Origin of the sequence: Nocardia neocaledoniensis (assembly GCF_003182135.1) — a bacterium.
Taxonomy (GTDB): Bacteria; Actinomycetota; Actinomycetes; order Mycobacteriales; family Mycobacteriaceae; genus Nocardia; species Nocardia neocaledoniensis.
Genome location: NZ_QGTL01000024.1, coordinates 1 through 14,829, shown reverse-complemented (window position 1 = coordinate 14,829; position 14,829 = coordinate 1). Strand labels below are relative to the sequence as shown.

The window sequence follows — 14,829 nt, the reverse complement described above, 5'->3', positions numbered from 1 at the left end:
GGAGAGATCATTCCAGTTGAGCGGCTTCTCGGCGTCGCAGCACCCCCATGGTGTGGAGGCTCGAGCCTGGAGCCTGCTGGAGCGATTGCCCTGATGAAGCACCGGCGTCTGATGCGCACGATGTACGGACAAGCCCAGAATAGCTGCCCATTGCGAACAACGGCAAGGCAGGCGCGCCGTCAGTCGACGACGACGCCGTCCGCGATGCCGGGTTCGACCACCCGCAGCCCGTCCGATTCCGCCTGTTTGCGCAGGTCATCAGGGAAATCCTCGGTGGCGAGCGCCAGAATCGTCGGGCCTGCGCCGGAAACCGTCGCAGCGATTCCCGCGGCCCGCAGACGCTCGATCCAGGCCGTGGTGAGCGGTAGCGCGGGCGCACGCTGGGTCTGGTGCAGCCGGTCCTCGGTGGCGGGCAGCAGCAGATCGGGACGCTCGGTGAGCGCCACGACGGCCAGCGCCGCCCTGCTGACGTTGAACGCGGCATCGCCGTGCGGCACCTGCTCGGGCAGCAGGCCGCGGGTGTGCGCGGTGGAGGAGCGCTCCTGCGGGATCAGCACGACCGGGCGCAGCGCCGCGGCGGGCCGCAGGCGCACGGCCCGGTAGGTCCGCTCCGGCTCGGCATCGGTTTCGGTCCACGACACCACGATTCCGCCGAGCACGCTGGCGGCGGCGTTGTCGGGGTGGCCCTCGAACTCCGCGGCGAGCTGCACCAGGCGGTCCTCGTCCAGGCGCAGCTCGGGGTCGAACTTCGCGGCCAGCCCGGCGCCGGCGGCCAGGCCGCCGACCACCGCGGAGGCGCTCGAGCCCAGGCCACGCGAGTGCGGAATCACGTTGCGGCACACCACATCGAGACCGTCGGCCCAGACGCCGAGCGATTCGAGCCCGCGCTCGATCGCCCGCACCACCAGATGCGTTGGGCCCCACGGCACGTCGTCGGCGCCCTCACCCTCCACGCGGATGTCGAGCCCCGAATCGGTCGTGCGCACCACGATCTCGTCGTAGAGGCCCAATGCCATTCCCAGGCAGTCGAATCCGGGTCCGAGGTTGGCCGTGGACGCGGGGACGCGCACGGTGACTTCGAGACCGGCGGGCAGGGTGGCTGTCATCAGCCTGCTCTCGCGCGCGCTCAACTCAGGCCAGCTCGAGTGCGTGGGCGATGGCCACCGGGTCGACGGCGATCGGCGTGACCTCGGGCATCCCGGCCAGCGCGTTGTCGGGGTCCTTGAGACCGTTGCCGGTCACGGTGCAGACCACGGTGAGGCCCGAATCCAGCCAGCCCTCCTTGCGGGCGGCCAGCAGACCGGCCACGCTCGCGGCCGACGCGGGCTCGACGAACACGCCCTCGGTCGCGGCGACCAGGCGGTACGCGGCCAGGATCTCCTCGTCGGTGGCCGCGCGGAAGGCGCCGCCGGACTGCTCCTTGGCCTCCATCGCGCCGTTCCAGGACGCGGGGGCGCCGATCCGGATGGCGGTGGCGACGGTCTCCGGGTCCTTCACCGGAGCGCCGTTGACCAGCGGCGCGGCGCCCGCGGCCTGCACGCCGAGCATGCGCGGCAGCGAGCTGGTGATGCCGTCGGCCTGGTATTCGCGGTAGCCGCGCCAGTAGGCGGTGATGTTGCCCGCGTTGCCCACCGGCAGCGCGTGCACGTCGGGCGCCTTGCCCAGTACGTCACAGATCTCGAACGAGGCGGTCTTCTGGCCCTCGATGCGGGCCGGGTTGACCGAGTTCACCAGGCCGACCTCGGGGAAATCCGAGGTCACCTTGCGGGCCAGCTCGAGACAGTCGTCGAAGTTGCCCTCGACCTGGATGATCTTGGCGCCGAGCATGACGGCCTGGGCCAGCTTGCCCATCGCGATCTTGCCCTGCGGGATCAGCACGGCGCACTCCATGCCCGCGCGGGTGGCGTAGGCGGCGGCCGAGGCCGAGGTGTTGCCGGTCGAGGCGCACAGCACGGCCTTCTGGCCGCGGTACTTGGCGTCGGTCATCGCCATGGTCATGCCGCGGTCCTTGAAGGAACCGGTCGGGTTGGCGCCCTCCACCTTGAGGTACACCTCGCACCCGGTCAGCTCGGACAGGTGCGTCGCCGGGACCAGCGGGGTACCGCCCTCGAACAGGGTGACCGGCTCCCAATCGGCCGCACCGGCCAGCCGATCACGGTAGGCCGCGATCAGACCCGGCCAGCGCGAGTGCACGCCGAGCTGGGGGGCGATGCTACGCGAGCTCATGCCAACGCTCCTTCGATCGAGAGAAGGCCATGTGCGCACGGGCGGCCTGTATACCCATCGGTGCGAATGTCGGCGACGCCGCGCACATTCGTACTCATGATTCTTCGGTGCCTTCCAGTCTGAGAACGCTGGTCACAGCGGTGACCGAATCCATTTCCGCCAATGCCGCGACAGTATCGGCCAGCGAGGACTCCACCGCATGGTGGGTGACGACCACGAGCCTGGCGCCGTCGCCATGGCCCTGCTGCCGCACCGTGGAGATGCTCACGCCACGCTGGGAGAACTCCCCGGCCACCGCGGCGAGCACGCCGGGGCGGTCCTCCACCTGCAGGTTCACGTGGTAGCGGGTGGGGGTGTCGCCGATCGGCGCGATCGGCAGCTCAGCATAGACCGATTCGCCGGGCGCGCGACCACCGTAGAACTTGTTGCGCGCGGCCATCACCAGATCGCCCAGCACCGCCGAGGCGGTCGGCGCGCCGCCGGCGCCCTGGCCGTAGAACATCAGCCTGCCCGCGTTGTCGGCCTCGACGACCACGGCGTTGAAGGCGCCGTTGACCGCGGCCAGCGGGTGCCTGCGCGGGATCAGCGCCGGGTACACCCGCACCGAGACGCGGTCCTTGCCGCCTTCCTCGGCGGTCGGCTCGCCCGGACCGGCGGCCACGCGCTCGCAGATGGCGAGCAGTTTCACCGTGCAGTCGACGGCCGAGGCGGTCTCCAGGTCCTCGGCGGTGATCTTGGAGATGCCCTCGCGGTACACGTCGGCGGCGGTCACGCGGGTGTGGAAGGCCAGCGAGGCCAGGATGGCGGCCTTGGCCGCGGCGTCGTAGCCCTCGACGTCGGCGGTCGGGTCGGCCTCGGCGTAGCCGAGCGCGGTGGCCTCGGCGAGCACGTCGTCGTAGGCGGCGCCGGTCTCGTCCATCGCGGAGAGGATGAAGTTGGTGGTGCCGTTGACGATGCCGACCACGCGGTTCACCCGGTCACCCGAGAGCGACTGGATCAGCGGGCGCACCACCGGGATGGCGCCGGCGACGGCGGCCTCGAAGTACAGGTCGGCGCGGCTGCGCTCGGCGGCAGCGGCCAGCTCGCCGGTGTAGTCGGCCAGCAGTGCCTTGTTGGCGGTGACGACGGACTTGCCCGCCGACAGCGCGGCGCCGATCAGCCCGCGGGCCGGATCGATCCCGCCCATGACCTCGACGACCAGGTCGACGTCGTCACGGGCGACGAGCGCCTCGGCGTCGGTGGTGAGCAGCTCGGCCGGCAGGCCGCGGTCCTTGCCCAGGTCGCGCACGGCCACGCCGCGCAGCACCAGCGGCGCGCCGATCCGCGAACGCAGGTCCTCGCTGTGCTCACGCAGCACCCGGACCACCTCGGTACCGACCGTGCCCATACCGAGCACGGCCACACCCAGCGGACGCCCCGCTTCCCCGTTGTTGGTCAGCCCACCCGTCACCCGGCCGCCGCCCCCCACGGAATCGCTCTGCGATGCGGTCATCGTCATACCTCCAGGCTCAGCAGGTCCGCCACCGTTTCCCGGCGCAGAATCAGTCGCGACGCACCGTCGCGCACCGCGACCACGGCGGGCCGGGTGAGCTGGTTGTAGCGGCTCGACATCGAATAGCAGTACGCGCCGGTCGCCGCGACGGCCACCAGGTCACCGGGGCCGGCGTCGGCGGGCATCCAGGTGTCGCGGATGACGATATCGCCACTCTCGCAATGCTTTCCGACCACGCGCGCCACCACGGCGTGCGCGTCGGAGGAGCGCGAGACCAGACGGCAATCGTAATCGGCCTGGTACAGCGCGGGGCGGATGTTGTCGCTCATGCCACCGTCGACGCTCACGTAGCGGCGCCGCGCGCCACCGTCGAGCTCGACGTCCTTGATGGTGCCGACCTCGTAGAGGGTGACGGTGCCCGGCCCCGCGATGGCGCGGCCCGGCTCCACGGCGATGGTCGGCTCGGGCAGCCCGGCGCGGGCGGCCTCGGCGGCGACCAGGCCGCGCAGGTTGGCGGCGAACTCGTCCAGCGGCGGCGGGTTGTCGCTGGGCAGGTACGAGATGCCGAGGCCGCCGCCCAGATCCAGGGTGGAGATCTGCGCGGTGCGCTCGATGCCGAACTTGTCGATGGCCTCGCGCAGCAGGCCGAGCATGCGGCGCGCGGCGATCTCGAAGCCGTCGAGCTCGAAGATCTGCGAGCCGATGTGGCTGTGCAGGCCGACCAAGCGCAGGTTGTCGGTCTCGAAGACGCGGGCCAGCGCCTCCATGGCGTCACCACCGGCGATCGAGAAGCCGAACTTCTGGTCCTCGTGCGCGGTGGAGATGTACTCGTGGGTGTGCGCCTCGACGCCGACGGTCACCCGGACCAGCACGTCCTGCACCACGCCCGCCGCGCCGGCGACCGCCTCGAGCCGCTCGATCTCGTAGAGCGAGTCGACGACCACGTGCCCGACGCCCGCGGCGACCGCGGCCTCGAGCTCGGGCACCGACTTGTTGTTGCCGTGCAGCGCGATCCGCTCGGCCGGGAACCCGGCGTGCAGCGCGACGGCCAGCTCGCCGCCGGAGCACACGTCCAGCGACAGGCCCTCGTCGCGGATCCAGCGGGCGATCTCGCCGCACAGGAACGCCTTGGACGCGTAGTGCACGCGGGCGTTGGGCCCGAAGGCGCGCACCATGTCGCGGCAGCGCGAGCGGAAGTCGTCCTCGTCGATCACGAACAGCGGGGTGCCGTACTGGGCCGCCAACTCGGTGACGGGCACGCCGGCGACCGTCACGACGCCGTCGTCGCCCCGCGCGGCATTGCGCGGCCAGACGTTGGCGGGAAGGTCGATCATCTCCCTGGGGTCGGTGGGGCGCTCGGCCAGACTCGGCGCGTGCGGAATCTCTGCGTGCCGGGGACCGGCCGGGTGTGCACTCATCTCGGAGCGTCCTTCCTGAATAACGAGCCGGTGGTCACATGCGCTCCGGTGCGCTGACGCCGAGCAGGGCGAGGCCGTTGGCCAGCACCTGGCGGGTGGCCTTGACCAGTTCGAGGCGCGCGGCGTTGAGCGGGGTGACGGTGTCGTCGCCCTTGGGCAGCACGCGCATGTCGTCGTCGGACTGGAAGGGGTGGTACACACCGGCCAGTTCTTCGAGGTAGCGGGCCACGCGATGCGGTTCGCGGGTCTCGGCGGCGGTGGCGACCACGCGCGGGAAATCGCCGAGGGTGCGGATCAGATCGCCTTCGCGGTCCGAGTTCAGCAGCGCGAAATCCGGTGCGACGGAGTCGAATTCGAACGCCTTCGCGTTGTCCATGATCCGGCAGGTGCGGGCGTGCGCGTACTGCACGTAGTAGACCGGGTTCTCGTTGCCCGCCTTCGTCCACAGGCCGAGGTCGATGTCGATGCTCGAGTTCACCGACGAGCGCACCAGCGAGTAGCGCGAGGCGTCGACGCCGATCGCCTCGACCAGGTCGTTGAGGGTCACCACGGTGCCCGCGCGCTTGCTCATCTTCACGGCCTGGCCGTCGCGGACCAGGTTCACCATCTGCCCGATCAGCACCTCGACGGTGTCGGGGTCGTCGCCGAAAGCGGCCGCGGCGGCCTTGAGCCTGCCGATGTAGCCGTGGTGGTCGGCGCCGAGCATGTAGATGGCCAGGTCGAAGCCGCGGGCGCGCTTGTTCTGGAAGTAGGCGATGTCACCGGCGATGTAGGCGGCGTTGCCGTCGCTCTTGAGGACCACGCGGTCCTTGTCGTCGCCGAACTCGGTGGACGCGATCCACCAGGCGCCGTCCTTCTCGTACAGGTTGCCCGAGTTCTTCAGCTCCTCGACGGCGCGCTCGACGGCGCCGGAGGCGAACAGTTCGCTCTCGTTGAAGTACACGTCGAAGTCGGTGCCGAAGTCGTGTAGATCCTGCTTGATCTGGGCGAACATCTGCTGCACACCCTCGCGCCGGAACAGCTCGTGCCGCTGGTCGGCGGGCAGGGCGAGCGCGTCGGGGTGCGCGGCGACGATGGTGGCGGAGATCTCCTGGATGTACTCGCCCGCGTAGCCGTCCTCGGGGGTCGGCTCGCCCAGCGCGGCCGCGACCAGCGACTTCGCGAAGCGGTCGATCTGCGCGCCGTGGTCGTTGAAGTAGTACTCGCGGGTGACCTCGCCGCCCTGCGCGGCCAGGATGCGGCCCAGCGCGTCGCCCACCGAGGCCCAGCGGGTGCCACCGAGGTGGACCGGGCCGGTCGGGTTGGCGGAGACGAACTCCAGGTTGATCTTGGTGCCGGCCAGCGCCGACCCGGTGCCGAACTTCTCCCCCGCGGCCAGGATCTGCGCGACGATCGCGCCCTGCGCCGACGCGGCCAGGCGGATGTTCAGGAAGCCGGGGCCCGCGACGTCGGCGACCTCGATGCCGTCGGTCGCCGAGAGCGCCTCGGCCAGCCATCCGGCCAGCTCGCGGGGGTTGGTTCCGACGCGCTTGGCCACCTGCATGGCCACATTCGTGGCATAGTCGCCGTGTTCGGGGTTACGCGGACGCTCCACCGTGACCTGCTCGGGCAGGACTGAAGAGTCCAGTCCACGTTCGACAAGCACCTTCGCGGCCGTGGTGCGAAGGAGATCTGCAAGGTCAGCTGGAGTCACGAGTCTCTATCCTATTGGCTGGGTGGGTCGCAACCACGACCGCCCGGTACGAACCCACCGATCCACACGTCGAAAGAGCACAACGAGCGATGCCGAGCAGGACCAGCGCCACATCAGCCAAGGCCGTCCGGGCCGCGGGGAAGTCGTCTCCGTCCCGCAAACCCGGCAAGGGCAAGCTTCCGGGCAAGAAGCGGGAGGTGCCGTGGGCTCTGCTCGGTGGCGCCGTCGTCATCGTCGCGCTGATCGGCCTGCTCGCCTACAGCCTGGTGCCCAAGTACATGGACCAGGCCGCGATCCGCGAGGCCCAGACCGACCTCAAGGAATGGGTGCCGTCCAAGGAGAACCAGGACCCCTCGACCAAGATCGAGGGCGTGGTCAAGCAGGAGTACCCGGCCGGGCTGCACGTCACCGAGGCCCAGCGCGTGGCCTACGACAAGGCGCCCGCGTACGGCGGCCCGCACGACGCCGCCTGGGCCAACTGCACCGGCACCGTCTACACCAAGCCGATCCGCATGGAGAACGCGGTGCATTCGCTCGAGCACGGCGCGGTCTGGATCGCCTACAACCCTGACAAGGTCGACGCCGAGGGCGTGGAGAAGCTGTCGAACTACGTGAAGGGCCGTCAGTACTCGCTGATGTCGCCGTACCCGGGCCTCGAGAGCCCGATCTCGCTGCAGACCTGGGGTCACCAGCTCAAGCTGGACTCGGCCGACGACGCGCGGATCAAGCAGTTCATCTCCGCCCTGCGCGAGAATCCGTACGCCTACCCCGAGGTCGGCGCGAGCTGCTCGAACCCGATCTTCGACGCGAACAACCCGCCGCCGTTCGATCCCTCGCCGTACGGCCCCGAGGCCGTGCCGATGGACGGTAAGGGCCTGACCCCCGACCAGTCCGAGCTGGGTGGTTCCGGCATCCCCGGCATGCCGAACATCCCGATCCCCGGCGGCCTGCCCGCCGGTCAGTGATGAGCGACGACGCCGCCGAGACCGGCGAGACGGGGCGCGGCAAAGGCCCCACCGGAGCGATCCTGGTCCTCGGCGCGATCGGGCTGCTACTGCTCGGCGCGGTGGCGGGCGTGCTGTTGCGGATGCCGCTCGACGAACCGAAGGCCTCCACGCCCGGCCCGGTCGACGTGGGCTTCAGCCAGGACATGTCCGCCCACCACGCGCAGGCCGTCGACATGGCGGGCGCGGCGCTGATCGCCTCGACCGACAACGACGTGCGCAGACTCGCCTACGACATCCTCACCACCCAGCAGAACCAGATCGGCCGGATGCAGGGCTGGTTGCAGCTGTGGGGCGAGCCCAACCAGAACGTCGACGGCTACATGGGCTGGATGACCGAGCACGGCCAGGGTGGCCACGGGCACTCCGGTTCGACCGCCACCGCCATGACCGGCCCGATGAGCGAGATGCCCGGCATGGCCAGCCAGGAGGAGATGACCACGCTGCGCCAGTCGACCGGCCCCGCCGTGGACACGCTGTTCCTGCAGCTCATGCTGCGTCACCATCAGGGCGGTGTCCCGATGCTCGACTACGCCGCCGAGCACGCCGACACCACCGAGGTCCGCGTCCTGGCCGCCCAGATGTCGAAGACCCAGGCGGGCGAATCGCAGCTGATGGAGAGCATGCTCGCCGCCCGCGGCGCCACCCCGCTCCCCTTCGGCTGACCCACCGGTGGTGGCCCGGGCGAACCCCCCGGTCCACCACCGTTTTTGGCCCACCGCATTCGATGCGATACGCTGTCGCTGCCCGATCGCCCCACAGCGACCGGCATCTATCCCGCCCTCGTAGCTCAGGGGATAGAGCGTCTGCCTCCGGAGCAGAAGGCCGCAGGTTCGAATCCTGCCGAGGGCACACACGAAAGGCCCGACCACCAGGTCGGGCCTTTCGCATTCCCGAGCAACTCCACACTGCGATTCCCCCACCGCGATCCGACCCGTCGCCGCTGTTGTGGACCTGGAACGGGCGGGTGGACGGAATCGTCCCCTAATTGCTTCCATTCGGACATTTCCTGCCGCGGATCGCGCGCCGCGCGGTTCCCGCCGCTGTCACACTCCCGTTCACACGCCACGGAAACCCCCGTGACAGTTCGTGAATCGAGGCGAACCATGTCGAACCCGCAGGAACCTCCGCATCAGCCGTACGGGCAGGGGCAGCCGCCACCGTATGGGCAGGCGCCGTATGGGCAGGCGCCGTACGGGCAGCCTTATCCGCCGCAGCCGCCGCAGAAGAAGAGCAAGGTCTGGTTGTGGGTCCTGCTCGGCATCCTGGCCATGATCCTGCTGCTCTGCGCCGGGTGCCTGACGGTATTCAAGAGCGGGGTCGACAAGGCCGCCGAGGAGAGCACCACGCGATCGACCGCGGCGCCGGTCGGCTCGGAGGTGCGTGACGGCAAGTTCGCCTTCGTCGTCACCAAGGTCGACCCGCCGGTGGCGGCCGTCGGCGACAACGAGTACCTGCGCAAAGAGGCCCAGGGTGAGTTCATCCTGGTCTACGTCGATGTCACCAACACCGCGGCGGAACCCCAGACCTATTTCGGATCGAATCAGAAGCTCATCGACGACCAGGGCAGGGAGTTCGCGAACGATATCGAGGCCGAACTCAATGTCAACACCGATCTCTCCGCGGACATCAATCCCGGGAACAAGGTGTCGGTGATCATCGCGTTCGACGTGCCGAAGGGCACGGTTCCGGCGGCGATCGAGTTCCACGACTCGATGTTCTCCGGGGGTACGCGGGTGGCCTTGCGCTGAGGGCGGGCCGGGGTGGCACCGCGCAACGATGCCACCCCAAGGTCGCCTACGCGGACCTAGCCGCGCCTGCGCTTGTTGTAGAAGTACATGGTCAACGGGGAAAAGATCACCACGAGCACCGCGGACGACAGCAGCACGAGCAGCAGCTGCCCCGCGGTCACGTCACCTTTCATCAGGCCACGGGCGGCAGTCGCCGCGTGACTGACCGGATTGATGTCGACGATGAACTGCATCCAGCGCGGCATGGTCTCCGAGTCGACGAAGACGTTGCTGAGGAAGGCCAGCACCATCAACAACATGCTGCAGGTGAGTAGTGTTTCCGTCTTCTTGGCCAGCACGCCGATCACGGTGAAGATCCACGCGAACGAGAACGAGAACACCAGCAGCAGCAGCAGGATGGCGAGGATCAGACCGAGCGCGCCAGCCTCCGGCCGGTAGCCGAGCAGCATCCCGAGACCGGCGGTGAAAACCAGCGCGAACAGGTACCGGCCCAGGTCGGCGACCATGGTGCCGACCAGAACGGCCGGCTGCCAGAACGGCATGGTCCGGAACCGGTCGAAGATGCCCTTGACGATGTCGGAATTCACCGCGATGCCGGTGCTCGCCGTCTGCGTCACCGCGCCGACGACCAGCACGCCCGGCAGAAAGTACTGCAGGTAGTCGTCCGTCGATCCGGCGAACGCACCGCCGAACAGGTATTGGAATACCAGCAGGAAGATGATCGGCATCAGCATGATGTCGAAGAGGACCTCGACCGCCGAGTTCTTCATTTTCAGCAGCGCCCGCTCGGCCAGGGCGAACGTGGCCGTGAAGGGGTTGGGCCGCGGCGGTGCCTCGTTGGCCAGCAGCACCGAATCCAGGTGGTCGTCGATGCCCGCGCGCGGGGAAACTGTCAGGTTCGGGGTGCTCACGCCGCATCCTCCTCGTTCTCGGTGGCGGTGTTGTCTTCGGCGGGATGACCGGTCAGTTCCAGGAACACCTCATCGAGGCTCGGCTGGCCGAGCGCGTAACTGACGATGTCGACCCCGGACTGCGCAAGCACACCGAGCGCGTGCGCGACCCGCCCGGTATCGGAGACGGCCGCCGAGAGCGTCGCCGGATCGGATCCGAGATGCACCGAGACGCCGAGCTGTTCGGCCAGAATCGATTCGGCTTCGCCCCGCTGCCGCGGTTCACGCACCCGGACGTGCAGCGCGCCCGAGCCGACCGAAGCCTTGAGCTCGCTGGGGGTGCCCTCGGCGACGACCTTGCCGTGGTCGATCACCGCGATTCGGTCGGCGAGTTGGTCGGCCTCGTCCAGGTATTGGGTAGTGAGCACCACGGTGGTCCCGCGGGCGACCACCCCGCGGACGAGATCCCAGACCTGGTTGCGGCTGCGCGGATCCAGACCGGTGGTCGGCTCGTCGAGGAAGATGAGCCGTGGGGTGCTGACGACGCTCGCCGCGATGTCCAGCCGGCGGCGCATGCCGCCGGAGTAGGTCGAGGCCTTCCGGTCGCCCGCGTCGGTGAGGCCGAACGCGTCCAGCAGGTCGTCGGCCTTCTGTTTGGCCCTGGCGCGCGGGTACCCGAGCAACCTCGCCAGGAGCACCAGGTTCTGGCGGCCGGTGAGATCCTCGTCGACGGAAGCGAACTGGCCGGTCAGGCTGACCAGTTTGCGCACCGACTCGGCTTCGGCCACGACATCGTGACCGAAAACCCGTGCCGTACCGCCGTCCGGTTGTAGCAGCGTGGCGAACATCCTGAGCGCGGTGGTCTTCCCGGCCCCGTTGGGGCCGAGCACGCCGTACACATGTCCGCTCTGCACGGCAAGTTCGAGACCGTGCACCGCACGAGTTTCTCCAAAAACCTTGACCAGGCCACTGGCCTCCAAGGCAAGAGAGGAATTCATTTTTCGGCTCCCTATAGAATAGTCGACCCCCTCCGCGGACCGAATGAACTCTTACCGTCGAATTCATTGATCCGGTCCACGGATCAGATGGAGCCATCGGCCCCGAACGGGACGGTACACGAGACTTACACCCACCGCCTATGGGTGTCACAATTTTATAACAAAGTGCCATTGACCTGGGCTGCAATATAGGTATGCGTTAGGTGACGCTATCGAGAAGCCATCCGACTAATAGGTATGTTCTACGGCTCTATTCGTCATTTCATAATGACGAATGTTGCTCTACGTACAGCTGCTCCAGCAGTGGAACGAGCTCGTCGGTCAGCATGTGCTGACGAGTATTTTCCGCACTTCCAGGGAAGCGACGACGCATTCAGTACCCGCTGGGCCCACTCGCACAGGGCCGACACGGTCAGCTCCTGGATGGCGAGCGCGACACCGATCTCCGCCATCCGCCGCGCGCTGATCTCAGCGGACGAGGTCAGCACGAAAGACGACCTGAGGCAAGCCCTGCGGTTGCGCCATCGCCAGCATGCCTGGGCCGACGTAGTGCCTCGAGGAAGGGCTTCGTTGCCCGAGCCGAGCGCGTCCCGGTATCGTCCGGGGCGCTCTCGCATTTCCACGCTTTGTAGCGGTTCGACTCACGTACGCATTCAGCGCATTTCATTCGGGGACGCCCCGGTGACGTCAGGAGCGAGCATGACCAATCCGCCAGGTGAGCAGCCGCCGTCCGGCCAGGAGCCGGCGGGGATGCCGTCGGGACCGCCGGGGTATCCCCACGCGGGGTTCGGGCAGCAACCGCCGCCGCCGAGCTATCCGGACGGGCCGGACGTGCTGCCGCCCGCGCAGCCGCCGAAGAAGAAGCGGACCGGGCTGTTCATCGCGCTCGCCGTCGTGGCGCTGGTGGTGATCGGCGCGGTGATCACCGGGATCCTGCTCACCGTGCAGGGCCGCACGCCGCTGTCCTCGGACGAGAAGCAGATCGAGGTGGCGGTGCGCGACTTCTACGACACCCTCGGTGACGAAGGCTTCGTGGCGGCCGCCGAGCTCGCCTGCGAGGCGGACCGGAAGGAGATCGAGAATCTCACCCCGGAGCAGCGCCAGCAGTTCGAAGCGGCCTCGGTGTCGGTGGACATCGACAAGGTCGAGAACATCGTCATCACCGGTGACACGGCCAAGGCGACCGTCGTCGGCAAGCTGACACTGTCGGTGCAGGGCGAGGAACCCAACACCGAGGACAGCACCGAGGAGCACCTGAAGAAGGAGAACGGCACCTGGAAGATCTGCTCGGCACCGGCCAACAGACGCTGACGCTACTCCGGATTGCGCTGCGACAGCGTCGAGGCGGGACCGCGCACAGCGGTCCCGCCTCGACGACACAGAGCGAGCGGCGGGAATTGAACCCGCGTAAACGGCTTTGCAGACCGTTGCCTCAACCACTCAGCCACGCCCGCCTCGTCCTAGAGAGTGCCGTGGCCGGGCCGCCGCGGCCAGGGTTGCGCTCGAGGTGAGTGCAATTCGGTCCACCTGGCGCTATGCGATGATCAATCCATGACCCGGCCACGCCCGCTTCCCGTCGACCCGATCGCCGAGGCGCATCGGCAGTGGACCGGGCACGGCTGGGGTGAGGTGGCCGACGGCATGGCGGCGGTGACCTCGCTGGTGCGGGCCCAGCAGATCGTGATGGCACGGGTGGACGAGGCACTCAAGCCGACCGGCCTCACCTTCTCCCGCTACGAGCTGCTGCAGCTGCTGAGTTTCAGCCGGACCGGCGCGCTGCCGATGGCCAAGGCCAGCGCGCGGCTGCAGGTGCATCCCACGAGCGTGACCAACACCGTCGACCGGCTCGAGGCCGCCGGACTGGTGGTCCGGGTGCCGCACCCCAGCGACCGCCGGGCCACCCTCATCGAAATCACCGATGCCGGAAGGGAATTGGTCGCAGACGCCACGGCGGCGCTGAACGCGCAGGTGTTCGCCGAGCCCGGCCTGCCCCCGGACAAGATCCGCGAACTGCTCACCCTGCTCGCCAGCTTCCGGCACGAGGCGGGCGACTTCGAGGAGCCCGGCGAACCGAACCTCGCATTCCACGCGACCTGGGGACCGGAGAGCGAATCACCGGCCGACGCGCTTGGCAGCTAGCCGAATCTGGTCCACGATGTAGCCCATGGTGCTGGTCCTGGGGGTATCGGCGGGTGCGAGCGGTGCTCGCGCCGTGCTGACCCACTCCGATCAGCCGCACCTGCCACCGGTGGACCGCATCCGGCTGCCGCGCAGGGCGGGCGGATCGGTCGACGAAGCGGTGCTGGCGGCGATCCGCCGGCTGCGGGTGGCCGCGCTCGCGCGCGACGAGTGCGTGACGGCCACGGCGGTCACCTGCCGCAGCGAAGTACACGCCGACGCGATCCGCGCCGCCCTCGGCAGGTCGGAGGTCGGCATCGTCGACGAACCGCTCGCCCAGCTGCGCTACCTGCGGTTCACCGGCCTGCTGCCCGCCTCCGGCACTGTGATCCTCTACGACCTCGGCTGCTCCGGCCTGACGATCACCCACGCCGACTGCCGCACCGACACGATCCTGGCGAGCAGGCGCAGCACCGTGCTCAGCGGCGACGGCTACGACGCGCTGCTGCGCTGGCAGCTGGCCCGCGGCGGGGTGCTGGCCGACGCGCGCACCAGCCGCGCGCATCGCGAGTCGCTGAGCCGCACCCGTGTGGTGACCGCGACCGACACCGACACGGGCGGTCGCGCGGTGGTCACCCGCAGTGATCTGGCCGAGCTGTGCGAGGCGGGCCTGCACCATTCGGCCTCGTTCGTGCGGCAGGTGATCGAGGAGACGGGCGTGCGCCCGGACGCGTTGGTGCCGCTGGGCGGGTGCAGCCGCAATCCGACGCTGCGCGAGGACCTGGCCCAGTTGATCGGGCTGCCGATCGTCTACGACCCGGAGCCCGATTACGTGTCGGCCCGCGGCGCGGTCCTGCTGGCCGCGCAGCGCCCGCCCGCGCGGCTGCGCATGCGCCGGCTGTACGCGGGGGCCACGCTGGCCACCCGCGACAGTCAACGTCCTGGCAGGCGCAAGTTGCTCGCCGCGGTGGCCGTGACGGCGACGCTGGGCGGGGCGGTGGCCGGTCTGCTCGGCACCGACGGGACGACGGCGCGGCCACCCGAACGGGGCACCGCGCCGACCACCGCCCAGCTCACCGACGGTTCACTGCACTACAAACAGAACTAGCTGTTGGTGAAGTTCGCGGGCCGCTTCTCGATGAAAGCCGCCATGCCTTCCTTCTGATCATCGGTCGCGAACAACGAATGGAACACCCGACGCTCGAACAACAACCCCTCCGACAACGTCGTCTCGAACGA

14 protein-coding genes and 2 tRNA genes are annotated in these 14,829 nt (G+C 69.0%); 7 read left to right on the top strand and 9 right to left on the bottom strand.

Going from position 1 to position 14,829, the window contains the following annotated elements; translation table 11 throughout:
* Positions 1 to 179: 179 nt before the first annotated feature.
* The 5 genes from thrB to argS all read right to left on the bottom strand — a co-directional run bounded on the left by thrB (position 180) and on the right by argS (position 6,829).
* A complete protein-coding gene (thrB, locus tag DFR69_RS33640; RefSeq protein ID WP_110041754.1) occupies positions 180 to 1,106 on the bottom strand; it encodes a homoserine kinase in 927 nt (308 codons plus the stop codon).
* Positions 1,107 to 1,131: 25 nt separating this feature from the next.
* Entirely contained in the window at positions 1,132 to 2,226 is a 1,095-nt protein-coding gene (thrC, locus tag DFR69_RS33635) for a threonine synthase (protein ID WP_110041736.1), read from the bottom strand.
* Positions 2,227 to 2,320: 94 nt separating this feature from the next.
* Positions 2,321 to 3,718 (bottom strand): homoserine dehydrogenase, encoded by a 1,398-nt coding sequence (locus tag DFR69_RS33630; RefSeq protein WP_373867104.1) that lies wholly within the window; start codon positions 3,716 to 3,718, stop codon positions 2,321 to 2,323.
* Positions 3,719 to 3,720: 2 nt separating this feature from the next.
* Positions 3,721 to 5,136: a diaminopimelate decarboxylase gene (gene lysA / locus DFR69_RS33625; protein ID WP_110041735.1), complete on the bottom strand. Its 1,416-nt coding sequence runs from the start codon at positions 5,134 to 5,136 to the stop codon at positions 3,721 to 3,723.
* Positions 5,137 to 5,170: 34 nt separating this feature from the next.
* Positions 5,171 to 6,829, bottom strand: a complete 1,659-nt coding sequence (gene argS / locus DFR69_RS33620) for an arginine--tRNA ligase (protein WP_110041734.1) — start codon at positions 6,827 to 6,829, stop codon at positions 5,171 to 5,173.
* A gap of 89 nt (positions 6,830 to 6,918) precedes the next feature.
* On the opposite strand from argS, the gene DFR69_RS33615 reads away from it, so the two are divergent.
* The 4 genes from DFR69_RS33615 to DFR69_RS33600 all read left to right on the top strand — a co-directional run bounded on the left by DFR69_RS33615 (position 6,919) and on the right by DFR69_RS33600 (position 9,584).
* Positions 6,919 to 7,794, top strand: coding sequence for a DUF3105 domain-containing protein (locus DFR69_RS33615; RefSeq protein ID WP_110041733.1), 876 nt, complete (start codon positions 6,919 to 6,921; stop codon positions 7,792 to 7,794).
* Entirely contained in the window at positions 7,794 to 8,498 is a 705-nt protein-coding gene (locus DFR69_RS33610; protein WP_110041732.1) for a DUF305 domain-containing protein, read from the top strand. The genes DFR69_RS33615 and DFR69_RS33610 overlap by 1 nt, the downstream gene beginning before the upstream one ends.
* Before the next feature lie 114 nt (positions 8,499 to 8,612).
* Positions 8,613 to 8,685 (top strand) — tRNA-Arg (locus tag DFR69_RS33605).
* A 254-nt stretch (positions 8,686 to 8,939) separates the two neighbouring features.
* Entirely contained in the window at positions 8,940 to 9,584 is a 645-nt protein-coding gene (locus DFR69_RS33600) for a DUF4352 domain-containing protein (RefSeq protein WP_110041731.1), read from the top strand.
* A gap of 56 nt (positions 9,585 to 9,640) precedes the next feature.
* Here the strand turns inward: DFR69_RS33600 and DFR69_RS33595 are convergent, their stop codons facing one another.
* A complete protein-coding gene (locus DFR69_RS33595; protein ID WP_208644090.1) occupies positions 9,641 to 10,495 on the bottom strand; it encodes an ABC transporter permease in 855 nt (284 codons plus the stop codon).
* Positions 10,492 to 11,472 carry an ATP-binding cassette domain-containing protein gene (locus tag DFR69_RS33590; protein WP_110041730.1) on the bottom strand — a complete coding sequence of 327 codons (981 nt, stop codon included), beginning with the start codon at positions 11,470 to 11,472 and terminating at the stop codon, positions 10,492 to 10,494. Before DFR69_RS33590 ends, DFR69_RS33595 begins: the two co-directional genes overlap by 4 nt.
* A 699-nt stretch (positions 11,473 to 12,171) precedes the next feature.
* On the opposite strand from DFR69_RS33590, the gene DFR69_RS33585 reads away from it, so the two are divergent.
* Positions 12,172 to 12,783 (top strand): Rv0361 family membrane protein, encoded by a 612-nt coding sequence (locus tag DFR69_RS33585; protein WP_208644089.1) that lies wholly within the window; start codon positions 12,172 to 12,174, stop codon positions 12,781 to 12,783.
* A 71-nt stretch (positions 12,784 to 12,854) separates the two neighbouring features.
* Here the strand turns inward: DFR69_RS33585 and DFR69_RS33580 are convergent.
* A tRNA-Cys gene (locus DFR69_RS33580) sits at positions 12,855 to 12,926 on the bottom strand.
* A gap of 97 nt (positions 12,927 to 13,023) precedes the next feature.
* Between DFR69_RS33580 and DFR69_RS33575 the strand changes: the two genes are divergently transcribed.
* Complete coding sequence (locus tag DFR69_RS33575; RefSeq protein WP_110041729.1) at positions 13,024 to 13,611, top strand: MarR family winged helix-turn-helix transcriptional regulator; 588 nt, start codon at positions 13,024 to 13,026, stop codon at positions 13,609 to 13,611.
* Between the two features lie 25 nt (positions 13,612 to 13,636).
* Entirely contained in the window at positions 13,637 to 14,698 is a 1,062-nt protein-coding gene (locus DFR69_RS33570) for an Hsp70 family protein (protein WP_110041728.1), read from the top strand.
* Here DFR69_RS33570 and DFR69_RS33565 read toward each other — a convergent pair.
* The coding region (locus DFR69_RS33565) for an enoyl-CoA hydratase-related protein (RefSeq protein ID WP_244198600.1) at positions 14,695 to 14,829 on the bottom strand (135 nt) is incomplete at its 5' end. The two genes, DFR69_RS33570 and DFR69_RS33565, sit on opposite strands and share 4 nt — an antisense overlap.